General features: G+C 60.6%; 21 protein-coding genes. 16 read left to right on the forward strand and 5 right to left on the reverse strand.

The window, feature by feature from the left end; all coding sequences use genetic code 11:
• Positions 1-130 precede the first annotated feature (130 nt).
• From DW151_RS08005 to DW151_RS08025, 5 genes are all read left to right on the forward strand, one after another.
• The gene (locus DW151_RS08005; protein WP_055251764.1) at positions 131-1399 is read left to right on the forward strand and encodes a class II D-tagatose-bisphosphate aldolase non-catalytic subunit; all 1269 of its coding nucleotides are present in this window, start codon (positions 131-133) and stop codon (positions 1397-1399) included.
• A 125-nt stretch (positions 1400-1524) separates the two neighbouring features.
• Positions 1525-2208, forward strand: coding sequence for a fructose-6-phosphate aldolase (gene fsa / locus DW151_RS08010; protein ID WP_117757862.1), 684 nt, complete (start codon positions 1525-1527; stop codon positions 2206-2208).
• A gap of 62 nt (positions 2209-2270) precedes the next feature.
• Positions 2271-3101 carry a transketolase gene (locus DW151_RS08015; protein WP_118335299.1) on the forward strand — a complete coding sequence of 277 codons (831 nt, stop codon included), beginning with the start codon at positions 2271-2273 and terminating at the stop codon, positions 3099-3101.
• Complete coding sequence (locus DW151_RS08020; protein WP_118335301.1) at positions 3101-4039, forward strand: transketolase family protein; 939 nt, start codon at positions 3101-3103, stop codon at positions 4037-4039. Before DW151_RS08015 ends, DW151_RS08020 begins: the two co-directional genes overlap by 1 nt.
• A 12-nt stretch (positions 4040-4051) precedes the next feature.
• Positions 4052-4504, forward strand: a complete 453-nt coding sequence (locus DW151_RS08025) for a PTS sugar transporter subunit IIA (RefSeq protein WP_118335303.1) — start codon at positions 4052-4054, stop codon at positions 4502-4504.
• A 615-nt stretch (positions 4505-5119) separates the two neighbouring features.
• Here the strand turns inward: DW151_RS08025 and DW151_RS08030 are convergent.
• Positions 5120-5998: an ATP-dependent sacrificial sulfur transferase LarE gene (locus DW151_RS08030; protein ID WP_118335305.1), complete on the reverse strand. Its 879-nt coding sequence runs from the start codon at positions 5996-5998 to the stop codon at positions 5120-5122.
• A gap of 173 nt (positions 5999-6171) precedes the next feature.
• Here DW151_RS08030 and DW151_RS08035 point away from each other — a divergent pair, with 173 nt between their 5' ends.
• Positions 6172-6822 (forward strand): HAD family phosphatase, encoded by a 651-nt coding sequence (locus tag DW151_RS08035; RefSeq protein WP_118335307.1) that lies wholly within the window; start codon positions 6172-6174, stop codon positions 6820-6822.
• 113 nt (positions 6823-6935) lie between these two features.
• Here the strand turns inward: DW151_RS08035 and DW151_RS08040 are convergent, their stop codons facing one another.
• On the reverse strand, positions 6936-8048 hold the full coding sequence (locus tag DW151_RS08040) for a LacI family DNA-binding transcriptional regulator (protein ID WP_233543370.1): 1113 nt from the start codon (positions 8046-8048) through the stop codon (positions 6936-6938).
• A 312-nt stretch (positions 8049-8360) separates the two neighbouring features.
• On the opposite strand from DW151_RS08040, the gene glmS reads away from it, so the two are divergent.
• A complete protein-coding gene (gene glmS / locus DW151_RS08045) occupies positions 8361-10208 on the forward strand; it encodes a glutamine--fructose-6-phosphate transaminase (isomerizing) (protein WP_035138734.1) in 1848 nt (615 codons plus the stop codon).
• Between the two features lie 120 nt (positions 10209-10328).
• Here the strand turns inward: glmS and DW151_RS08050 are convergent, their stop codons facing one another.
• Positions 10329-11030: a GntR family transcriptional regulator gene (locus DW151_RS08050; RefSeq protein WP_233543371.1), complete on the reverse strand. Its 702-nt coding sequence runs from the start codon at positions 11028-11030 to the stop codon at positions 10329-10331.
• Positions 11031-11223: 193 nt separating this feature from the next.
• Between DW151_RS08050 and DW151_RS08055 the strand changes: the two genes are divergently transcribed.
• The 3 genes from DW151_RS08055 to DW151_RS08065 all read left to right on the forward strand — a co-directional run bounded on the left by DW151_RS08055 (position 11224) and on the right by DW151_RS08065 (position 14402).
• Positions 11224-12258, forward strand: coding sequence for a YeiH family protein (locus DW151_RS08055; RefSeq protein WP_118335313.1), 1035 nt, complete (start codon positions 11224-11226; stop codon positions 12256-12258).
• A gap of 266 nt (positions 12259-12524) precedes the next feature.
• Positions 12525-13742 (forward strand): helix-turn-helix domain-containing protein, encoded by a 1218-nt coding sequence (locus DW151_RS08060; protein ID WP_118335314.1) that lies wholly within the window; start codon positions 12525-12527, stop codon positions 13740-13742.
• An 84-nt stretch (positions 13743-13826) separates the two neighbouring features.
• Positions 13827-14402 carry a hypothetical protein gene (locus DW151_RS08065; protein ID WP_147336389.1) on the forward strand — a complete coding sequence of 192 codons (576 nt, stop codon included), beginning with the start codon at positions 13827-13829 and terminating at the stop codon, positions 14400-14402.
• Positions 14403-14443: 41 nt separating this feature from the next.
• Here DW151_RS08065 and DW151_RS08070 read toward each other — a convergent pair whose 3' ends face one another.
• Positions 14444-14965, reverse strand: a complete 522-nt coding sequence (locus tag DW151_RS08070; protein WP_118335316.1) for a nitroreductase — start codon at positions 14963-14965, stop codon at positions 14444-14446.
• A 294-nt stretch (positions 14966-15259) separates the two neighbouring features.
• Here DW151_RS08070 and DW151_RS08075 point away from each other — a divergent pair, with 294 nt between their 5' ends.
• The 4 genes from DW151_RS08075 to DW151_RS08090 all read left to right on the forward strand — a co-directional run bounded on the left by DW151_RS08075 (position 15260) and on the right by DW151_RS08090 (position 19972).
• Positions 15260-15550, forward strand: a complete 291-nt coding sequence (locus DW151_RS08075; RefSeq protein ID WP_006235631.1) for a hypothetical protein — start codon at positions 15260-15262, stop codon at positions 15548-15550.
• A 180-nt stretch (positions 15551-15730) separates the two neighbouring features.
• Positions 15731-16231: a MarR family winged helix-turn-helix transcriptional regulator gene (locus DW151_RS08080; protein ID WP_118335317.1), complete on the forward strand. Its 501-nt coding sequence runs from the start codon at positions 15731-15733 to the stop codon at positions 16229-16231.
• The gene (locus DW151_RS08085; protein WP_118335319.1) at positions 16231-17955 is read left to right on the forward strand and encodes an ABC transporter ATP-binding protein; all 1725 of its coding nucleotides are present in this window, start codon (positions 16231-16233) and stop codon (positions 17953-17955) included. The genes DW151_RS08080 and DW151_RS08085 overlap by 1 nt, the downstream gene beginning before the upstream one ends.
• A gap of 1 nt (position 17956) precedes the next feature.
• Positions 17957-19972 carry an ABC transporter ATP-binding protein gene (locus DW151_RS08090; RefSeq protein WP_118335320.1) on the forward strand — a complete coding sequence of 672 codons (2016 nt, stop codon included), beginning with the start codon at positions 17957-17959 and terminating at the stop codon, positions 19970-19972.
• Positions 19973-20080: 108 nt separating this feature from the next.
• Here DW151_RS08090 and cysE read toward each other — a convergent pair whose 3' ends face one another.
• The gene (cysE, locus tag DW151_RS08095) at positions 20081-20785 is read right to left on the reverse strand and encodes a serine O-acetyltransferase (RefSeq protein WP_118335322.1); all 705 of its coding nucleotides are present in this window, start codon (positions 20783-20785) and stop codon (positions 20081-20083) included.
• Between the two features lie 224 nt (positions 20786-21009).
• On the opposite strand from cysE, the gene DW151_RS08100 reads away from it, so the two are divergent.
• Entirely contained in the window at positions 21010-21657 is a 648-nt protein-coding gene (locus DW151_RS08100; protein ID WP_117736633.1) for a DedA family protein, read from the forward strand.
• A 288-nt stretch (positions 21658-21945) separates the two neighbouring features.
• Positions 21946-22998: a branched-chain amino acid aminotransferase gene (locus tag DW151_RS08105; protein WP_117582948.1), complete on the forward strand. Its 1053-nt coding sequence runs from the start codon at positions 21946-21948 to the stop codon at positions 22996-22998.
• The last annotated feature ends 266 nt before the right edge of the window (positions 22999-23264 follow it).

The raw sequence follows: 23264 nt of genomic DNA on the forward strand, positions 1-23264 counted from the left end.
CGGTTGTGCGGAGGGATGGATTTGACTCCGCACAACCGCCCCTACACAACAAAATCCATCCGCACTGATAGGGCCCACATCTGGGTCCCAGGGAACTTTTGTCAAAAATCCTCTGGAGAAGGAGAACAAAATGTCCAACCTCACCATCCGCCAGGCCGTTCAGGGCATGCTCAAGCTGCAGGACAGCGGCGATCACGCAACCATGGTCGGCATTGGTCCCATGAGCCCCAACCTGATTCAGGCCGTGTTCGAGCTTGCCAAGGACGAGGATTTCCCGCCCATGTTTATCGCTAGCCGCAACCAGGTCGATATGGACGAGATGGGCGCCGGCTACGTCAACGGTTGGGACCAGACGCGCTTTGCCGCCGACATTAAGAAGGTTGCCGACGAGGTGGGTTATACCGGTCCGTACTACCTGTGCCGCGATCACGGCGGTCCGTGGCAGCGCGACGAGGAGCGTAACGCCCACCTGCCCGAGGACGAGGCCATGGAGCTCGCCCGCAAGTCCTTTGTCGCCGACATGGAGGCAGGCTTTGACCTGCTGATGGTCGACCCCACCAAGGACCCCTATCAGATCGGCAAGGTTATTCCGCTCGACGTGGTGCTTCGCCGCACGATCGATCTTATCGACTATCTTGAGCAGTACCGTCGCGAGCATAACCTGCCCGAGGTTGCCTATGAGGTCGGTACCGAGGAGACCAATGGCGGCCTGACCTCCACCGACAAGTACGAGGAGTTCATTTCTCAGCTGCAGCCCGAGCTCGAGAAGCGCGGCTGCCCCATGCCCACCTTTATCGTCGGCCAGACCGGTACGCTCACCCGTTGGACCGAGCAGGTCGGTCATTACAACTTTAAGAATGCCCGCGAGCTCGCCGACATGGCCAAGCGCTACGGCGTGGGCCTGAAGGAGCACAACGCCGACTACCTGGACGACGCGACGCTGCTCGAGCACATCCCGGCACACGTGACCGCTTCCAATGTCGCCCCTCAGTACGGCACCGAGGAGACCCGCGCTTACCTCAAGCTCTGCGCTACCGAGCAGATTCTGGTCGACAACGGCCTGTGCGACGATCCCTCCGATCTGTATCACACGCTGCTGGTCAAGGCCATCAAGACCGAGCGCTGGCGCAAGTGGATGACCGGCGACGATGTCAACCTGCAGGTTGACGACATTCTGGCCGACGACGAGCTCAGCCTGAAGATTCTGGATGTCTCCGGCCACTACGCGTTCAACGATCCCGAGGTCAAGGAGCAGGTCGAGAAGCTCTATCGCAACCTCGCTGCCCAGGACATTGACGGCAAGCGCTTTGTGATCGAGCACATCAAGCGCCCGATCAAGCAGTACGTCGTCGGTCTTAACCTCAAGGGCGTCACGAGCCGCATCGAGAAGGCTCTCTAAGTAGCTTTTCCTACACGACGCCGGGCCTGGGGCATGTCCCAGCTGCAGGCCCGGCACATAGGACAAAAGGACATCCCCTTTGTCCTATTTTTTGAGTTTTGGATTCCTTAGAAGGAGTTTGCACCATGAAGTTCTTTATCGATACCGCCAACCTTGACGAGATCGCCGAGGCCAAGAGCTGGGGCTGCCTTGCCGGCGTCACCACCAATCCGTCCCTGTACGCCAAGACCGGCGGCAAGCTCGCCGACTTTGAGCCCCATATGCTCAAGATTGCCGAGCTCTGCGAGGGCCTGCCCGTGTCTGCTGAGTCCACCGCGACCACTGCCGAGGGCATGATCGAGGAGGGCAAGCGTCTTGCCGCCCTGGCTCCCAACATCGTGGTCAAGCTTCCCGTGTGCGAGGCCGGCCTCGCCGCCTGCCGCGCCCTGGCCGATGCGGGCGTGCGCGTCAACATGACGCTTGTTTTCTCGCCGACGCAGGCCCTCATGGCCGCCAACGCCGGTGCCCGCTACATCAGCCCGTTTGTCGGCCGCTTTGACGACATCGCCGAGGACGGCATCTCGCAGCTCGACAATGTCGTGACATGCATCAAGAACTATGACTGGACCGGCAAGAACGTCGACGACACCGTCGAGATCATCACCGCTTCGGTCCGCACGCCCAACCACGTGACCCAGGCGGCTCTTCTTGGTGCCGATATCGCGACCGTCCCCATGGCCGCTCTCAAGAAGTGCCTGCATCACCCGCTGACCGACCAGGGCCTCGCCTCTTTTGAGGCTGACTGGAAAAAGGTCGTCGAGGCACAGTAACGATGGTTCTGCCGGCCCAGCATTTGTTATGCCGGGCCGGCGTGCTCAAGAGAGGAAACTCCATGACCGATCAGGAACTGGCCAAGATTGCCAATGAGGTTCGCCGCGGTATTGTCACGGGCGTCCACGCCGCCAAGTCGGGGCATCCGGGCGGATCGCTTGGCGCCGCCGACATTATGACCTACCTCTACTTTGAGGAAATGGATGTCGACCCGGCGAATCCGAGCTGCGCCGAGCGCGATCGCTTTGTGCTCTCCAAGGGACATTGCGCTCCGGCACTCTATGCCGTGCTCGCCGAGCGCGGGTTCTTTCCCAGGGAGGAGCTCGAGACGCTCCGTCATATCGGCAGCCGCCTGCAGGGCCATCCCAATATGAATGACACGCCGGGCGTCGACATGTCTACCGGATCGCTCGGTCAGGGTATCTCCGCCGCGGTTGGAATGGCGCTCGCCGCAAAGCACTGGGGTGACAGCTACCGCGTCTACACGCTGTTGGGCGACGGTGAGTGCGAGGAAGGCCAGGTGTGGGAGGCGGCAATGTTCGCCGGCAACCACGACCTGGATAACCTTGTCGCTATCGTCGATCACAATGGCCTGCAAATTGACGGCAGTATCGACGAAGTTAACTCGGCTATGCCGCTTGCCGACAAGTTCCGCGCCTTTAAGTGGCATGTGATCGAGCTTGCCGACGGTAACGACATGGCGCAGATTGCAGCCGCCTTTGCCGAGGCCCGCAAAGTGAGCGACTCGCCCGTGGCCATTATCGCCGAGACGGTGAAGGGCAAGGGCGTCTCCTTTATGGAAAACCAAGTGGGCTGGCACGGCAAGGCGCCCAACGATGAACAGTTTGAGCAGGCCATGGCCGAGCTCGCAGCAGCAGGGGAGGAGCTCTAATGGCAGACGTCAAGAAAGTCGCCACGCGCGTTAGCTATGGCGAGGCACTTGTCGAGCTGGGCAATGAGCACGATGACTTTGTGGTTCTCGATGCCGACCTGGCCGCCGCCACGCAGACCGGTAAGTTTAAGGCTGCGCACCCTGAGCGCTTCTACGATGCCGGCATTGCCGAGAGCAACTTGATGGGGCTTGCCGCCGGCATTGCGACCACGGGTCGCGTCGCCTTTGCGAGCACCTTTGCCATGTTCGCCGCCGGTCGTGCGTATGAGCAAGTGCGTAACTCCATCGGCTATCCGCACCTCAACGTCAAAATCGGGGCCACGCATGCGGGTATTTCGGTCGGCGAAGACGGCGCTACGCATCAGTGCTGCGAAGACATTGCACTCATGCGCACGATTCCGGGCATGACGGTGATCGTTCCCGCCGATGACATCGAGGCTTGCGCCTGCGTGCGCGCCGCCTATGAGTTTGAGGGTCCGGTCTACATGCGTTTTGGCCGCCTGGCTACGCCGGTCATCAACGACCACGAGGACTATGAGTTCAAGATTGGCCGCGGCGTGGTCGTGCGCGAGGGGTCCGATGTGACCATCATCGCATGCGGCCTCATGGTCGCCGAGGCGCTCAAGGCTGCCGAGGTGCTCGCTGCCGAAGGCATCGATGCCGAGGTCATCAACATGCATACGATCAAACCGCTTGATGAGCGCCTAGTGGTTGCCAGCGCGAAGAAGACCGGTCGTGTGGTGACCGCCGAGGAGCATTCGATTGTCGGCGGATTGGGCGAGGCCGTTGCGGCGGTGCTCGCGGAGCAGCACCCGGTGCCTATGCGCCGCGTTGGCGTGCGCGATGTGTACGGCGAGTCTGGCCCTGCGGTCGATTTGCTGCATAAGTACGGTCTGGACGCCGAGGGTATCGAGGCCGCGGTCAGGTCCGTGTTGTAAGGAGTGTTTTCCATGGGATTTGTATCTGCCAATCAGGTAACGATTGGGTATGCCGCCGCATCGCGCGAGGATGCTTTGCATTATTTGTCTGAGCAGGCCGTTGAGCTTGGCTTTGCCGACGATGCTTCTGCCGTCGAGGCCGCCTTTATCGCTCGCGAGAACGAGGCCGAGACTGGCCTTGTCGCCGGCTTTGCCGTTCCTCATGCCAAAAGCGACGCGATCCATGCGCCGGGCGTTGCCGTGCTCAAATTGGCCAAGCCCGTCGAGTGGCCGAGCTTTGATGGCGTGCCCGTTGATGTTGCGCTTGCGCTGTACGTGCCCGCCGGCGAAGCTGGAACCACGCACTTGCGCCTGCTCTCCAAGGCTGCCGTAATGTTGATGGATGCCGGCTTCCGCGACAAAGTGCGCGCGAGCACCGATCCCGCCGAGATCGCGGAGCTTATTAACGCCGGGCTCGAGGGTTAGGTGCAACCAGCCCGCTCAATCTATCGTTCCTTCTCCAAGGAGCAGGGCCGCAACGCATACGGCGTTGCGGCCCTGCCTGCGTTTCCCCAGATAAAACCTGCCAAAATAAACCTGTCCCTTTTTGGCGGGTTGGCGGGGTAATGCCCGCCGCAACTTAGGGCACGGTTGGGATGTGTGCGCTTTAAAGAGCGGCGCCCATGGTTAGAGAGATTACGCTCGTCTCTCTAAATGTCTCTCTAACGGGAAGCTCGGTTAGAGAGATGGCCTTAGGCTATCTAGCAGCGAATTTGCTATATCTCTCTAAATGTCTCTCTAAACAAGGTGCTTATCTCTCGAAAGTTAGAGAGATAAGCACCTTGTTTAGAGAGACGGAATGCCAACTGTCGTCCGTCCGTTACCATCTGCCAAAAATGGCGGGGAAAGGACTCATTGAAGTAATGGGTTCATCGACGAGCCGCAACCGCCGCTATCGGAAGAGGTAGATGCAGCCGAGTCGCCTCTCTAGTGTCTCTCGAAGTTAGGTGGATACTAGAGAGGCGATGGCTCCGTGATATTTCCCCAGATAAAACCTGCCAAAATAAACCTGTCCCTTTTTGGTAGGTTAAACGGCGTAACTTAAAGGTTCATGTTGCCGTGGATGTAGGGGGTGACCTCGGGGGAGATGTGGCCGCAGCCTAGGTTGCGCAGGGCAGATTCGGTGGCGGCGGGAAGCGGGGCCTTGCCCTCGTCGTTGACCGCGGTGCTGCCGAGGGCGGCGATCTTGGCGACGTCTGCCGGCGCGGCCTCGATATGCATGCAGCCGCCGACGAGGCGTGCGCGGACCTGGTCCAGGCCAAGGTCGTGTAGGTAGTCCTCACAGGTGCGGATTACATCGACCTTCTCGCGCGTGAGCTCCTCGCCCGTGGGGACGCGCGTGGCCAGGCAGGCTCCTGCCGGCAGGTTCCAGACAGGATAGCCCCAGGCGCGTAGCAGCTCGCGCTCCTCGTCCTTGGTAAAGCCGACCTCCATAAGCGGCGAGCGCACGCCGAGCTCCTGGGCGGCGCGCATGCCGGGGCGGTAGTCGCCGCGGTCGCTTGCGTTGCTGCCGTCGATGACGGTGGGAAAGCCCAGCGACTTGGCGTGGTTGACGATGGCGGTAAAGCCGGCGCGCTTGCAGTGGTAGCAGCGGTCGGCGTCGTTGCAGGCTATCTGGGGGAGCTGCAGCTGATCGACCGAGAGGTTGAGTACGGGAAGCTTGAAGTGCGGCCCCTCATCGGCCTGCCCGTCAACCGCCCGCTCAAACGAAGCCTGCTCGGGCGTGCCGATGAGCGGCGTGGTGAGGTGAACGAGAAGCGTGCTGGCGGGCATGATGCGGGCGCAGACCGCGGCCAAAAAGCTGCTGTCGACGCCACCGGAAAAGCCGATGGCGACGCGTCCGTATGCTAAAAGCAGCTGCTCGAGCGCTGCGAGTTTGTCCTGAAGCCCCTCTGCGGGTGCGGTGGTGTCTGAAAGCATAAGTCGATCCTTGCCGTTGAGTACTCGGTCGAAAACTATAATCCTACCGAGTCGCTTGTCATAAGACTTCTATCTATGTAACGAAAGTGCAATATGCTATATACGTTATATACAAGTTTACAGGTGCGGTAAAGTTGCGGGAGTACAGCAGCGCGAAGAGATGGGGGACCGATATGATCAAGGCCGTTATTTTTGACATGGACGGAACGCTGGTCGACACCGAGCGTTTGGGTATCAAGGCGTGGAAGGCGGGCGCGGCCGAGCTGGGATTCGCGATTGACGATGCGCTGATCCATCAGTTTATCGGCCGCACGTTGCCCGATGTCATGGAGATCCTTGATGGGCATTACGGCAGCCGCGAAACCGCTGAGGCAATCTATCGTCGCCATAGGGAGATTCGCGACGAGATGGTCAAGACCGATCTGGAGCTTAAGGCCGGTGCCGCCGAGTGCCTCGACGAGCTGCTGGCTGCGGGCTATCACGTGGGTCTTGCGACGTCGTCGCGCCACGTTACGGCCGAGCGCAACCTCAAGATGGTCGGCCTCTTTGATAAGTTTGAGACGGTGACCTGCGGCGAGGACGTCGTGCACGGCAAGCCCGACCCCGAGATGTATCTGCTCGCCTGCGAGCGCGCGGGCTTTGCTCCCGAGGAATGTGCCGTGGTCGAGGACTCACGCAACGGCTGCGTCTCGGGCATCACGGCTGGCTGTCACGTCTTTGCCGTCCCCGATATCGTGCCGCTTCCGCAGGACGTGGTGGACGGCTGCGAGGCGGTGCTCGATACGCTATTCGATCTGACGGCGGCGGTCAAGGCCGTGCGCTAGACAATTGCGGCGTTGAAACGAGCAATTGCTCACGTTTGCACTTAAGCAAAAGAGGCCCGGCAATGGTCGGGCCTCTTTTGCTTGAGCGGCGACTTAGCATACTTGCGGTCGTGCTATAGATACGCACCGAGGTTGATGGCCGTGGCGTCGGTCTGGCTGCTTGCCTGGGTGCTGGCGCGTTCCAGCAGGAACGGACGTACCAGTTCTTGGCGGTTGATACCCTCGGCGGCGGTGACTGCGGTGACGGTGCGCGCTGCAGAGCCGACGCGGATATGCTTGGTCTTTGCCGGGGCCTTGTTCTCGATTTGCTCCATCAGCAGTTGGACACCCTTGCGGCCAATCTCGTAGCCCGGGGGCGCTACCGTAGTGAGCGGGACCGATCCGCTCCAAGCGAGCGGGTTGCCATCGCAACCTGCTACGCGTACTTGCCCGGGTACAGAGATGCCCTTGTCGACCAGCGCCGAGATAACGCCCGAGGCCAACACGTCGGTCAGGCCGACGACAAAATCGGGGCGTTCGTTCGCGGGGCGCTCGGCGATTTGGGCACCGATGCCGTAGCCGTCGGCAGCGGTATTCCATTCGCCGGCGTCGATGACTTCGATCTTGATATCGGGATGCAGGGCAAGTGCCTTGTGGATGCCAAGGACGCGCAGGGTGAGCTGCATAAATGCCGCTCGGCCTACAACGACGATGCGGTGTGCGCCGCGGGCGATGGCGAGCTCGGCGATAATGCGCCCCTGTGCCTCGTTGTCGGCGGCCACGTAGTAACCGGGTTCTGAACAATGGACGTCCAGATGGACGATGGGGACGGGAATCTTGGTCATGGCGGGGTGCCAATCGAGGGACGCCATGGGCTGAACCATGACGCCGGACATCTGCGTGCCCATAAAATAGCGCAGGTAATGGTCCTCGAGAATATCGTCGTTATCGGCGTTGGCGATGAGCAGATCGTAGCCGTGCTTGCGTGCCTCGTTGTGGGCGCCGCTGGCGATTTGGAGCGAAAAGCCGTGATCGAGACGGGGGAGCACCAGGCCAAAGGACTTGGTGGCGCCGCCCGCGAGCTGACGGGCGCTTTGGTTGGGCAGGTAGCCCAAGCGATTGATGGTCTCGTTGATGAGCTTGAGGGTCTCGGGGCGCAGCTTTTCGGGGTGGTTGAGCGCGTTGGAAACCGTGCCCAGCGAAACCCCGGCCTCGCGCGCGACGTCGCTGATTTTTACCTTTGCCATAGCGGCCCCTTTGATGCGTTTCAAGTACAAGCCAGATTGTAGCATCCCGAGCCTACCAAAAAGGGATAGGTTTATTTTGGCAGGTTTTATCTGGGGAAACGCCGTTGCCGGCGCGATCACCACAAAGGGGACAGGCACCTTTGTGGTGGTTTGGACCGGCTGGACGTGTGTGCATCGGGTGGTATCTAAGTTGAGATACCACTTCTGGTATATCAGCTTGCGCTTGCGTGAGTACAATACTCGAACGTTATACGTCTCAGCGCCCCCTGTGCGTGGACGTCTTGCAGTCATGCGAACGAAGGGATTTATCCTATGTGCGGAATCGTCGGCTACACCGGCTCTGATATTGCAAAGAACATCCTGGTCACGGGCCTCAAGCGTATGGAGTATCGCGGCTATGACTCCTCGGGCGTCGCGCTCGAGGTGGGCGAGGGCGCCGCGGCGCACCTCGACGTCATCCGCCGCGTGGGCAAGGTCGCGGGCCTGGAGAGCGAGCTTTCCAACATCGACAGCGACGCTACCTGCGGTATCGGCCACACCCGTTGGGCCACCCACGGCAAGCCCTCCGTCGTTAACGCTCACCCCCACACCAGCTGCGACGGTCGTATCGCCATCGTCCACAACGGCATCATCGAGAACTTCGCCGAGCTGCGCGAAGAGCTGGAGGGCCGCGGCCACCACTTTAAGAGCGAGACCGACACCGAGGTCTTCGCGCATCTGATCGAAGAGGCTTATGCCGAGACGCACGACCTGATGGCCTCCGTGCGCGAGGCTTGCACCCACGTGGTCGGTGCCTATGGTCTGGCCGCCGTGTGCGCTGACGAGCCCGGCGTGATCGCCGTGGCCCGCAAGGATTCCCCGATCGTGGTCGGCGCGGGCGAGACCGGCGCCTATGTCGCCTCCGATGTCATCGCGCTCATCGACGCCACCCGCGATGTCGTGGTGCTCGAGGACGGTCAGTTTGCCAAGCTCACGCCCGCAGGCGTCGAGTACACCGACGAGGCCGGTAACGTTATCGAGCCCAAGGTCACCCACATCGACTGGGACCTGGACATGGCCGAAAAGGGCGGTTATCCCGACTTTATGCTCAAGGAAATCCACGAGCAGCCGCGCGTCGTGCGCGACACGCTGGTCGGTCGTATGACGCCGGCCGGCGAGCTCGACATCGACGAGCTGGGCCTTTCGCTCGAGGAGCTCAACGACATCGACCGCGTCTACGTGATCGCTTGCGGCACCAGCTATCACGCCGGCCTCATTGCTAAGAATCTCATTGAGGGCTGGGCTCGTATTCCTACCGAGGTCGAGGCGGCGAGCGAGTTCCGTTATCGCAACCCCATCATTACGCCGACGACGCTTGTCGTTGCCGTGTCCCAGTCGGGCGAGACGGCCGATACCCTTGCCGCCATTCGCGACGCGCGCATCAAGGGTGCCAAGGTCTTCGGCATCACCAACGTGGTGGGCAGCCCCGTGGCGCGTGAGAGCGACGGCGTCATCTACACCAAGGCCAACAAGGAGATCGCGGTCGCCTCGACCAAGAGCTTCATCGGCCAGGTTGTGAGCCTTACGCTTTTGGCCCTGCTGCTGGCGCAGGTCAAGTACCGCTTGACCACCAAGCAGGCGCGCATGCTGTTCCGCGAGCTTTCCGATACGGCCGAGCAGATCCAGTGGATTTTGGATACCCAGACCGAGGCCGTTCATGAGGCCGCCCTGCTGTGCAAGGACGCGCAGTCCGCACTGTTCGTGGGTCGCGGCATGGGTGCCGCTATTTCCTACGAGGGCGCGCTCAAGCTCAAAGAGGTCAGCTACCTGCACGCCGAGGCCTACGCCGCCGGCGAGATGAAGCACGGCCCCATCGCCCTGATCGACCCGGGCTTCCCCGTCATCGCCGTGGCCACCAAGAGCGCCACCTACGACAAGACCGTGTCGAACCTTATGGAGTGCAAGGCACGCGGCGCCAAGGTCATCGTCGTTGCCACCGAGGGCGACGAGGAGATCAACAAGATCGCCGACTGCATCATCCGCGTGCCAGCAGTCCGCGACGTGTTCAGCCCCATCACGGCGAGCGTCCCGCTGCAGCTGCTCGCCCGCGAGGTCGCCATCCTGCGCGGCTGCGACGTCGATCAGCCTCGAAACCTCGCCAAGAGCGTGACCGTGGAATAACTAATATTCCGCCGTCCTAACGACCAAGGCCCGGCTCCGCGTCATCAGACGAAGCCGGGCCTTTATGTGCGGAGAAACCACCACAAAGGTGCCTGTCCCCTTTGTGGTGGTTTTGGTAGGTTAGCGGAGCTTGCTGGTCTCGAAGTACTCGGGATATTGATCCAGAACTTCGGTCTGGTTGCGGAACATCATATGCAGGTGCTTGCTGACCAAAAAGCTCGCTTCGATGGGGTCGCGACCGGCGATAGCGCGGCGAATCTGCTTGTGCTCGTTCACGATGTCCTGATTGTCGAGAACCTGCGTGGCGGCGCGCAGCCAGCGGAAGCGCTCCAGGTCGGCATTGGTCTCTTCGAGCCACGACCAAACGGTGCTGCGACATGCGATGCTAAAAATCATGTGATGCATGAGGTTGTCGCTCAAAAAGAAGCCGATGCGATCCTCTTCGGCCATGGCCTTTTCCTGCAGCACGATGGTGCGGTCGAGCTGCTCGATGCCGGCCGACGTGGCTCGCGCACAGCACTCCACAATCACCTGCTTTTCCAGATGTTCGCGGATGTAGCAGGCACTCTCGGCAAGGGTGAGGTTGATGGGTGAGACGTAGGTGCCGCTCTGGGGCACGGTGCGCACCAGGCCTTCCTGCGCCAAGCGAACCAAAGCCTCGCGCACGGGCGTGCGCCCCATATCCAGGTCGTCGCAAAGTTGCTTGACGCCCAGCTTTTCGCCCGGCTTGTAGTCCAGGTAGACGATTTTGCGTCGAATGGTGTGGTAGGACTGGTCCTGTAGGCTCGTTTCCTGCTCGCCGACGTGCATCGATTCTTCCATAGCGCCTCGCAACTGTTCTATCAAACTCATATGTCAGTTGTTAATTATGCCGCGAATCAGCTCTCCGCGGTGGGTAATTCGGCTGTTGCCTGAGAACTATTGCGGCATCTTAGTCTGTGTTTGCGCAAGGCTGCGCTCAATGTTGCCGTATCATAAGCCGTCGCAAACGTGAAATAGAAAGAAGGAATCCCATATGCAACCGGCAAATTTCGTACGCGAGCGCTGGAAAGGCGTCTTTTTCTGCCTGATCATCGCCATTCCCGCGACGTTGCTCGGCAAACAAATTGAAGTGGTCGGCGGTCCGGTGTTTGCCATCCTCTTTGGCATGGTCCTGGCGCTCGTCTTTCCCAAGAATCGTCGCGAACAGCTCGCCGCCGGCGTCACCTATACGTCCAAAAAAGTCTTGCAGTACGCGGTTATCCTGCTTGGCTTTGGCATGAACCTCTCCCAGATTCTGTCCAAGGGCGCCCAGTCGCTGCCGATTATCGTGGCGACAATCTCGACCTCGCTTGTCATCGCCTTTGTACTCTGCCGCGTTATGAACGTGCCGGGTAAGATCGCGACGCTTGTGGGTGTGGGTTCGTCGATTTGCGGCGGTTCTGCTATCGCCGCGACCGCACCCGTCATCGATGCCGACGATCGCGAGATTGCCCAGGCCATTTCGGTCATCTTCCTGTTTAACGTTATCGCGGCGCTCGTGTTTCCAACGCTCGGCGGCATGCTCGGGCTGACCAACGAGGGTTTTGGCCTGTTTGCCGGCACCGCCATCAACGATACCTCGTCCGTAACGGCTGCGGCGAGCGCCTGGGACAGCATGCATCCCGGCGCCAATGTGCTCGAGAGCGCCACGGTGGTCAAGCTCACCAGAACGCTGGCCATTATCCCCATCACGTTGGTCCTTGCATGCTGGCAGATGCATCTGGCGCGCAAGGCCGGCGGTGACGCCAAAAGCACGTTCTCCCTTAAACGCGCGTTTCCCATGTTTGTGCTGTTCTTTGTGCTGGCGAGCGTGATCACTACAGTGCTTCAGCTTCCCGCGTCCTTTACGGCGCCCATCAAGGAGCTATCGAAGTTCTTTATTGTGATGGCCATGGCGGCTATTGGCTTTAATACCGATATCGTCGAGCTGGTCAAAAAGGGCGGCAAGCCCATCGCGCTGGGCTTTTGCTGTTGGATTGGCATTGCGTGCATGAGCTTGGGAATGCAGCACGTGCTGGGAATCTGGTAGAGAAGTAGCTTATTTGCGTGCTGCGTGCTGGTGAGCGCATTCTCACGGTGGAGCGATAGGAGCTCTTGCGGGTATGGCTTGTCCGCAGGTTTATAAGTCCCGAAGAGCTCTTATCGCCCCGCCAGGATGGCGATGCGGGGCAACACCTATACTCGCAGGACGGCGCTTTCTGCCCTATAGTGTTTGGTGAGCAATATCGTTTAATTTTGAAACACTCGGTCGTGCGACCGTCGGCGGCTGCACGTCGCCGCGGACAGGGGCAAATCATGGATAGCGATGCCAAGCTGAACATCTTGACCGAGGCCCTGGCTGCTGCCGGGGCCTCGGCATTGGCAATCGATGCGCGTGGGGACGTCGCGATTTCGACCATGAATGACGCGGCGCTTGAGCGGGATGTGGCGGCTTTTGTCGCTGAGCGCCTCGACCGTATAGGAGACGGCGCGCGTCTGGTTATGGGACGTGCGGGTGCGCGCCTGAGCCTGACCGTTCGCCCCACCGACAAAGAGGGCGGGAGGCTTTGGGCCGTCGTGGTCCGCGAGGTGCGCGGCGCCGCAGCGCATGCGGGTATCGAATGGCTCAACGCCGACGAGGTTGAGGCCCGCTACGAATCGAGCGCGTACGGCATCGTTGAGGGGGCGGCCTCGGTAGCTGCGCCGGTCGCCGAGAGCTACGCGCGCGGTGTGCCCCTTATGCTCGAGGGCGAGCTGGGAGCGGGTCAGGTCGAGATCGCCAAGCGCCTCTATCTGGACGGTCCTTTTGCCGATCAGCCCTTTGTTTCCGTCGCGCTCGATGAGCTCACCGAGCGCGGTTGGCGCCATGTGCTCAAAAGCGCCGAATCGCCGTTGTTCCAAACGGGGCTGACCCTTTGCATTGAGGGCTGGAACGCGGTTGGCCCCCAGCGTCTCCGCGAGCTCGTTTCCACGATGGCCGACACCGCGTTGGCGACGCGCTGCCATGTGGTGCTGACGGCGAATGACATGCCGGGCGGCAGCGAAAGCGATCAGGCTGCTTTTGTGACCGAGCGCTTCGCCTGTGCGGTGAGCGTGGCGCCGGCAATCGCCGAGCAGGGAGCCGCGTCGACGAAGGTCGCGTGCTATTTGGAATATCTCGCTGATGCATTTGGGACGGCAGCACCCACGCTGTCCGCCGCGGCGACGAAGACGCTCGATGCTTACCGCTGGCCGCGCAATTATCTGCAGCTCCGCGAGGTCTCGGAACGACTGTATATATTGGTGAGGGCGGGCGCGGTGGACCGCGCTGTGGCGGAGGAAGTGCTCGCCCAAGAGGACGTGATTAAGACCGCAACCTTTGGCGCCCCGACACTCGAAAGTGACCTGTATATCCTGCGACCACTGGTCGATACCGAGCGAGATATCGCGCATCTGGTTGTAGATCATCTACACGGCAACCGAACTCGTGCGGCGGAGGTGCTGGGCATAAGCCGTACAACGCTGTGGCGCTTGCTGAAGGACGATGACCGTTGAGCGAGGCGCCCGTGACCGCGCGCGACGCGTGTGCTACAGTCCAAAGCGTTATTGTTTCGATTTGGTTACGGCGTGCGGGGGCGTATGGCTGAGACTACAAAACCGAGCCGCAGAAGGCGGAGCGCCGCACCGGTCAACCGACGCACGACATCGGTGACGTGGGGCAAACACGCCTCGGGGTTTGATGGTTCGTTCAAGCGCACTAAATACGGCTATCCTTCGACAGGTGCCCGCTTGGCAATGCAGGCAGAGTCCTCGCTGTGGGACCGCAAACGCGTGGTGGGCTCAAAGCTCAAGCACGACGGCACGCTCGGCTACATCAGCCGCGGGGCGGCTCGTCGCAGCGGACTCAATCCGGCTGGTTGGCATCGTTATGTTCCGATCGCGGTCGTCGTTGCAGTGATCGTCATCGCACTCGCTGCGCTTGGCTACGCCGGCGGCGGCGCCAACTTGGACGCAGTGTTTAAATCGCCCGAGCTCGCGCATGCAGGCACAGAAATTGTTGAGGGCGCTCAGACCCAGACGAGCGTCGCGCCCCAGCGCGGTATCGTTGCGGCAGCCTCCACCATCGCCGACGCTCAAAAGGACGACGGCGAACAGGGCGACGGCGCCGAAACGACCCACACGAACGAAACGACGACAACTCCACCGGCAAGATAAGTTGCGAGCGGGTCCGCCGTTCGTTAGAACGGCGGGACTAATTACTTTACATACACCACGTTGTCGCGGCGCGGCTTTGCCTCGGGTAGCGTGTCCTCGGCGTAGCCCAGAATGCAGTGACCGACACCGCGCAGGCTGCCGTCGGCGGGCAGGCCCCAGCTTGCCAGCAGTTCCAAGCCTTCGGGCGAGTCGAAGACCTCGTGTGCGCGATGAATCCAGCACGAATCAACGCCCAGCGCATAGGCAGCATTGAGCAGGTTGCCCATGGCGAGCGAACCGTCTTCCAGATGCGTTGGCACGCTGCGGTCAACCAGCACCACCACAACGGTCTTGGCGCCATAGAAGGGGTCACCGTTGCTGCCCATGACCTGGGCGTTGAGCTGTGAGAGACGCTCAACGGTTGCGGGGTCGGTGACGGCGACAAACGTCACCGGCTGGCGGCCCATGCCGCTCGGTGCATATTGGCCGGCTTCGATAATACGTGCAAGCTTCTCGGCCTCGACGGGACGATCGCTGTATTTGCGGCAGCTGCGGCGGTGAATGAGCGCTTCGATGGTTTCCATGGTGTCTCCTTGTGGTGGCGTTGCAGATGCCACGTTCATACCCGTCGGGCTCAAACGATAGACGGTCAATTGCCCAGCCAAAAGGATAGATTCCAATTGGGAAAGTAGGTTTGCATAAAAGTACCTTCAGAATGTGACAAACCAATGGGATGGTTAAACGTTTTATCCCGTCTACCCTGCGGTTTTTTACCACTTGCCTAAATGACGAACGCATAACCTCTGATAAAGGTTTTACTAAAGGAGTACCAACGTTTATCAATGCGCCGTGGTGGCGCCGGGCCAGGAGGTAACATCATGTTCCAGGCTGGAGATGTCGTCGAGACCGATTTCGAAGGATTTCTGAAGCTGCTGCGTTCCAAGACGCGCGCTTTCGTGTCGATTAACGATCACGAGTACTACATCACGCACACCGATGGCTATTGGCGTGTTCAGGATTGCGAGGCCCTCAACGACAAGGGCCACTTTACTGACTGCTCCGAGCTGGTCAACACGGTCTGCGAGGTCGTCGAGCTGCCGTGGATTGCCGGCAAGAGCCTGCATGATAGCTTCTCGGGCGCTACGGTCTATGAGGCCGTCGCCGCTTAACAGGCAATAAAACCCGATTTTCACGTGACCGCTGGCGCTGCCCCCGCGCCGGCGGTCTTTTTCTGCCGATAGGCCATAAAAGTGCAAACATTTGCGGAGCGACTGTTGACGATAGTCAAAACTCGGACTAATCTAGAGACATAAATTGGTCAAAAATCGGACAATCGAATGGTGGGATAGATGAATAGCGCTGTTACACTGGTCGACTTCGACCGGTTGCTCAATGGACTCGACCATATTTATTCGGAGTTCTCGCGCGCCTGCGGTCTTTCGGACTGCGCTTACTGGATGCTCGTCGATACCAGCACGGCGGGCGGCAGTGTTGCCGTAAGCCGTCTGACAAGCGAATGGTTCTACAGCAAGCAGACTATCAACTCGGCAATTAAAACCTTGACGGCGCGGGGCTTCGCAACGTTGGAGTTTGCCGAAGGCAGCCGTAAGAACAAGGTTGTGTGTTTGACCGAAGCGGGCATGCGGTTTGCCGAGCAATATGCGCTGCCGGCGCAAGAAGCCGAGCAACAGGCTTTCGAAGTGCTCGAGCCCTGGGAACAACGCGAAATCATGCGCCTAATCGGAAAATTTTCCCATGCGCTCGGCGATGAGTGCGATGCCTTTAAGCAGCATATCGCTGCCGAGAGCCAGGCCGAGAATCAAGGAGAGGGGGAGTCGTGCGACTCTTAATGAGGTTTATGAAGCCGTATCGCGGGCTTGTCGCGGTGACGTTGTTGGTGCTGCTAATCGACAACGTCGGTACGCTGTTGGTTCCCACGATGCTGGCGAACATGGTCAACACCGGCATCACCACGGGCGATGTCGACTACATCCTGCGCAACGGCCTCTACATGCTTATTGCGACCGGCATGGCCAGCGGCGGCGCGGTGCTGGGCTGCTATCTTTCGGCGCGCCTGGCCGCCAACGTGGCCTGCGATATCCGCAACGCCGTCTACGACAAGTCGCTTGAGCTGTCTGCCAGCGACTTTGAGTGCTTTGGCACGGGCTCGATGATCACGCGTTCGCTCAACGACATCAACGTGATCCAGCAGGCGATTCTGCAGACGATTCAACTGGTGCTGCCGGTGCCGTTTTTGGCCGTGGCGGGCATCATCTTTGCCTGGCTCATCGATCCCGCCATGGGCACGCTGCTGGGCGTCGTGGTTGCGATCGTGCTGGTGGCGGCGGTCTTTACGGTCGCTAACGCCGCGCCGATCTTTATGCGCCTGCAGAGCTTTATCGACCGCATGAACGTGGTGCTGCGCGAGAACATCGTGGGCGTTCGCGTCATCCGCGCCTTTAATAAAGAGCGCCACGAGGAGCAGCGCTTGGACGAGGTGTTTAGCGAGTACGCGGACAACGCCATTAAGGTCAACCACCTTTTTGTGGGGCTCGACAGCTCCAGCTTCTTTTTGATGAACATTGCCGAGGTGGCGGTGCTGTGGGTGGGCGGCAACCGCGTGGGCGCCCATGCGATGCAAATCGGCAGCATCTCGGCCGTGCTGGAGTACGCGATCCTGATTCTGTTCTTTGTGATGATGGCGCAGATGGTGGTGCTGACACTCCCGCGCGCCGCCGCATGTCTGAACCGCGCGCAGCAGGTGCTGGAGATTGAGCCGAGTATCGTGGATGGCGAACGCACGCTCGACGCGAGCACGTCCGACTCAAAGGACGAATCGGATGCGGTCGCCGTGTTCGATCACATGTCGTTTCGTTTTGACGATGCCGACGAGGACACGCTGTGCGATCTGAACTTTACCTGTCGCCGCGGCCAGACGACCGCGATCGTGGGCTCGACGGGATCGGGCAAGTCGACGGTGGCAAAGCTTCTGCTGCGCTTCCACGATGCCACCAAGGGCGCCATTCGCCTGGGCGGCGTCGATCTGCGCGAGCTTTCGCAAGACGAGATTCGCGGGCGCATCGCCTATGTGCCGCAGAAGGCATGGCTGTTCTCGGGCACGGTGGCAAGTAATCTGCGCTTTGGCAACGAAGACGCGACCGAGGCCGACATGCTTCATGCGCTTGAGGTTGCCCAGAGCACCTTTGTACTCGACCAACCGCAGGGGCTCGATACCCCGGTGGCGCAGGGCGGCACGAACTTCTCGGGCGGCCAGCGCCAACGTCTGGCCATTGCCCGTGCGCTCATGAAGCATGCCGACCTGTATATCTTCGATGACAGTTTTTCGGCCTTGGACTTTAAGACCGATGCGGCGCTACGCCATGCGCTACAGGACGAGACGCGCGACGCCGCGGTGCTCATCATCGCGCAGCGCATCTCGACGATCTTGCACGCCGACCAGATCGTCGTGCTCAAAGACGGCGAGGTCGTAGGTCTGGGCACCCATGGCGAGCTAATGGAAACGTGCGAGGTGTACCGCGCTATCGCGGAGTCGCAGATGAAGGGAGGTGAGTAGCATGACCGAGGAGTTCAAGAAGTGCAGCGACGCTATCGATTGGAACGCTGCGGACGCCGCCGAGAAAACGGCTGGCCAGGCTGCCGCGGTGCTCGAGCTGGATGACGCCGCCAAGGCAGCGGCCGCGCGCGAAGCTCGCCGCCAGGCGCTCTACGAGGAAAACGAGCGCGCCGAGGACGAGCGTGCCCGCGCCGAGGCGGAGCGCATGCGCGACGTGGACGACGAGGACGAGGACGAGACGCCTCGGGATACCTGGGCGACGGTGCGCCGCTTGTGGAGCGAGGCCGCCGGCGACCATTGGCGCTTCTATATCGTGTTCGCGAGCATCGTGTTCTACGCCATCTTCAACACCGCCGCGCCAGCGTACAGCGCCCACGTCATCGACGAGCTGTGGGGGCATATGCAGGTGGCGTTTGCCAACGACACCACCTTCAGCATTACCTGGGAGCATTGCGGCAAGACCATTTTCGTCTACTTTATGATTTGGACGGCGGCTGCCTCCTTCTATGCGTTGCAGAGCTTTTTGATGTCGAGTGTGGCCGAACGACTCAACCTGCGTCTGCGCAACCGCATCGCGCAAAAGCTCAGCCGTTTGCCGCTCGCCTATTTTGATGCGCACCGCCCCGGCGAGGTGGTGAGCCGCGCGACCAACGACCTAGACAAGATGTCCGAGAGCATGCAGCGCGGATTGCTGCAGCTGCTCGTGTCGATTGGTACGGTTGTGGGTGCTGTGGGCGTGATGTTTGTGTTCAGCGTTGAACTTACGCTCGTCTTTTTGGGCTTTACGGCCCTGTCGCTGCTGGTGACCAAGGTGGTTTCGCGCCGCACGCACGACGTGACGGGCGAGCGCCAGGAGTGGGTGTCCAAGATTACGAGCGCGGTCGAGGAGGGCTACTCGGGCCGTTTGGTGATTCGTGCGTTCAACCGCGAGCGCCAGAGTTCTGCCGAGGTGCACGAGGCTTCGGGCGAGCTGGCGCACGTGAGCGCCAAGGCCGACTTTATGATCAACGCCGTCGGTCCCGCGGTTCGCTTTATCGGCCGCCTGGCGCAGATCGTGATTGCGCTCGTGGGTTGCAGCATGCTGGTGGCCGGACAGATGACCGTCGGCGTGTTCCAGGCGTTCTTCCAGTTTATCTACGAGGCGTCCGAGCCCATGACGCAGCTGTCGTTTACCTTTAACTCGCTGCAGAGTGCGCTGGCGAGCGCGGAGCGCGTGTTCGACCTGCTCGATGAGCCCGAAATGGAGGCCGATCCGCTGCCGGGCGAGGCCGCCAAGCTGCCGGGTCGCGTGGAGGGCCGCGTCGCCTTTGAGCATGTGCGCTTTGGCTATGCGCCCGACAAGCCGCTCATGCGCGATGTGTCGTTTACCGCCGAGCCGGGTCAGAAGATCGCAGTGGTGGGAACCACGGGCGCGGGCAAGACCACGCTCATCAACCTGCTCATGCGCTTTTACGAGATTGACGGCGGTCGCATTACGCTCGACGGCGTGGACACGAGTCGAATGGATCGCGGCGAGCTGCGGCAGCAGTTTGGCATGGTGCTGCAGGACGCCTGGCTGTTCGATGGCACGATTGCCGAAAACATCGCCTACGGTTGCCCCGAGGCGACGCGCGAGGAGATCGTTGCGGCCGCCCGCGCCGCGCAGGTCGACTTCTTTGTGCGTACCATGCCGCAGGGCTACGACACGCATGTGGCCAACGATGCCGAAAGCATCAGTCAGGGTCAGCGTCAACTGCTGACCATTGCGCGTGTGCTGCTCAACAACCCGGCGATCCTCATTCTGGACGAGGCTACGTCGAGTGTGGATACGCGCACCGAGCTTGCCATCGGCCGTGCCATGGACGCGCTGATGCGCGGACGCACGAGCTTTGTGATTGCGCATCGCCTGTCGACGATCGTGGATGCCGACCTGATCTTGGTCATGGATCACGGCAACATTATCGAGCAGGGAACGCACAAGGAGCTGCTGGCTGCCGAGGGCGCCTACGCCGACCTCTACCTGAGCCAGTTCGCATAATGTGACAAAGGAATAGTCCCTTTGTCACATCAGGAATAAGGCGCGCCGGGGATGGGTTCCCTGGCGCGCCTTTGCGTTGGGTCCGATGTTTTCGGTGATCGCCCGTTTCTAGCGTTCGTCCGCGAGCTTGGCGACGAGGGCCTTAAGCTCGGCCACCTCTTGCTCGAGCTCATGTACGCGGCGGGCATTCTCGGTGATGCCCTGACGGTTGAGGGCGCTTTGCTCGGCGGCATCGTCGGGCATGTATTCGCGGTGCTGCTTGGCGTCGAAGCTTTCCTCGAACACACGGCAGCCGTTGCGCTTGATGATGCGGCCGGGCACGCCCACGACGGTGCAGTTGTCGGGCACGTCTTTGACGACAACCGAGTTGCCGCCGATTTTGACGTTGTTGCCGATGCGAATGTTGCCGAGCACCTTGGCGCCTGTGCCCACGGTGACGTTGTTGCCCAGGGTGGGGTGGCGCTTGCCGGTCTCGTTGCCGGTGCCGCCGAGCGTGACGCCCTGGTAGAGCATGCAGTTGTCGCCCACAATGGTGGTTTCGCCGATGACGACGCCCATGGCATGGTCGATAAAGAAATGCTTGCCGATCTGTGCGGCGGGATGAATCTCGACGCCGGTGATATGGCGGGTGATTTGCGAGAGCACGCGGGCGAGCGAGCGATGACCATGCTCCCACAGCCAGTGCTCGGGCACGTGGTTCCACTTGGCGTGCAGGCCGGGGTACGAAAGAAAAATGACCAGACCGTTTTGCGCGGCGGGGTCCTGTGCCTGGACGGTCTTGATGTCCTCGCGAATGGTATTGATAAAGCTCACTGGCCGCCCTCCCTTAGCGCCAAGGCAATGCGATTCAATAAAGTATAGCGATTCGCTAGGGATTAGGAAGAGCAATCTTTCACGGCTTAGCGTGACAGATGTCAGTTATGCATACTTGCTGGTAATGGAGTCATGCTTTTGTGCGCTCGTGTGCATGGCCGCGCTGCAACCGTATACTGGTCAACTTGGACGTATCCGCGCCCACAACTGAGAGGTTTTACTTCATGGGTTTCATCAACTTTATCGCCGAGCTGCTTAAGGATCCGCGCACCGCGATCGCCAGTTGGATCGCCGCCGGCCCGCTTATGGCCTACGGCTGCGTGTTCCTGATCATCTTTATCGAGACGGGCGTGGTGTTCTTCCCGTTCCTTCCCGGCGATTCGCTGCTGTTTGCCTCGGGCTTCTTTGCCCACAACGGCGGCTTTAACATCGTGGCCCTGCTGGCCGTCGCATGGGCTGCTGCCATCCTGGGTGACCAGTGCAACTTTATGATCGGTCACTTCTTTGGCAAAAAGATTATCGCTTCGGGCAAGGTCAAGGCCATGACGCCCGAGCGCATCAAAAAGTCCGAGGACTTCTTGGACAAGTGGGGCCACCTGGCCATCTTCCTGGGCCGCTTCTTCCCGTTTATCCGCACCTTTGTGCCCTTTATCGCCGGCATGGGCGGCATGCACTGGCGCAACTTTGTCATCTTTAACGTGCTGGGCGGCATTACCTGGTCGACGGTCTTTACGCTGCTGGGTTACTTCTTTGGCGGCATCCCCTTTGTGCAGGAGCACTTTGAGCTGCTGATTATCGGCATCGTCGCCGTGTCGATCATCCCGACCGTGGTCGGTCTGGTTAAGGCTAAGCTGGGCAAAAAGAACGCGTAGCTCGAGCCAGCGCGCAAACCGTGCCGTTGAGGCCCGTCACCCTTTACGGTGGCGGGCCTTTCTGCTTCGGTCAAATGAAAATACTTTACTTAGTTAAAGAAAAGCGTTTTATCAGACGCGTACGGGGAGTACAATCTCGTGCATGCGAATCGACGTGCCATCGGCTTTGATGCCGTTCGCGTGTCCCGTCCGGCTCTACGCTCCGGGCGTGCGACGTTGCGACGCGGTCGGCTTCGGTCTTTGCGTGCGGGTTCGCGAGTATGCAACTGTGTATGTAAGGAGCGACATATGACTGTCGAGAAGAAGGATATCGATTGGGGTAGCCTCGGCTTTGGCTACATGAAAACCGATTACAGCTACGAGGCTCATTGGAAGGATGGCGAGTGGGACGAGGGCGGCCTGACCACCGACCACACCCTGCATGTTTCCGAGTGCGGCGGCATCTTCCATTACTGCCAGGAGGTCTTTGAGGGCCTGAAGGCCTACACCGCCGAGGACGGCAGCATCGTCTGCTTCCGTCCCGACATGAACGCTGAGCGTATGTATAACTCTGCCCAGCGCCTCGAGATGCCCCCGTTCCCCAAGGACAAGTTTGTCGAGGCCGTCAAGCAGGTCGTTTCTGCCAACGCCGCCTGGGTTCCGCCCTTCGGCTCCGGTGCAACCCTGTACGTGCGTCCGTTTATGATCGGCTCTGGTGACGTGATCGGCGTGGCTCCCGCTCCTGAGTACACGTTCCGCATTCTCGTGACCCCGGTCGGTCCGTACTTTAAGGGTGGCCTCAAGCCCGTCAAGCTGCGCGTTTCCGAGTACGACCGCGCCGCACCGCACGGCACCGGCAACATCAAGGCTGGCCTCAACTACGCCATGTCCCTCAAGCCCACGATGGAGGCCCATCGCGAGGGTTATGCCGAGAACCTGTATCTCGACTCCGAGTCCCGCACCTATGTCGAGGAGACCGGCGGCGCCAACGTGCTGTTCGTGAAGGAGGACGGCACCCTCGTCGTTCCGCAGTCGCACACCGACTCCATCCTGCCCTCTATCACCCGTCGTTCGCTCGTTCAGGTTGCTCAGGACCTGGGCATTACCGTCGACCAACGCCCTGTCGAGTGGGCCGAGGTCAAGGCCGGTACCTTTGTCGAGTGCGGCCTGTGCGGCACCGCTGCCGTTATCTCCCCGGTCGGCGAGATCGACAACAAGGTTTACGGCGCCGACGAGACCGTGACCTTCCCGGCTGGCTACACCGAGATCGGCCCTGTGATGAAGAAGCTCCGCGAGACCCTGACTGGTATCCAGTCTGGTGCTGTTGAAGATAAGCACAACTGGGTCTATACCGTGGCGTAAGCTGCCATAGCTGTTCGGCCCGAGGGCAACCTTCTTTTCCGGCGCGTCCTCGGACATGCAAGAACCTCCGCAGCGCACTTCGTGCGGCGGAGGTTCTTTCGTCCTGCGGAGTGCGCCGGAAAGGAAGGTTGCCCTCGGGCCTGCGTTACCTCGGCGCTGCCGTTACGGGCAATATAGATCTGAATGAAAGATGGCGCGCGGCCTTTTAGGCCGCGCTTTTGTTAAAGGCTTTAGCCTGTGCGGGGCGCGCAGCGCGCCGCATCAGA

The sequence above is a fragment of the Collinsella sp. AM13-34 genome, from assembly GCF_003473055.1.
GTDB lineage: Bacteria > Actinomycetota > Coriobacteriia > Coriobacteriales > Coriobacteriaceae > Collinsella.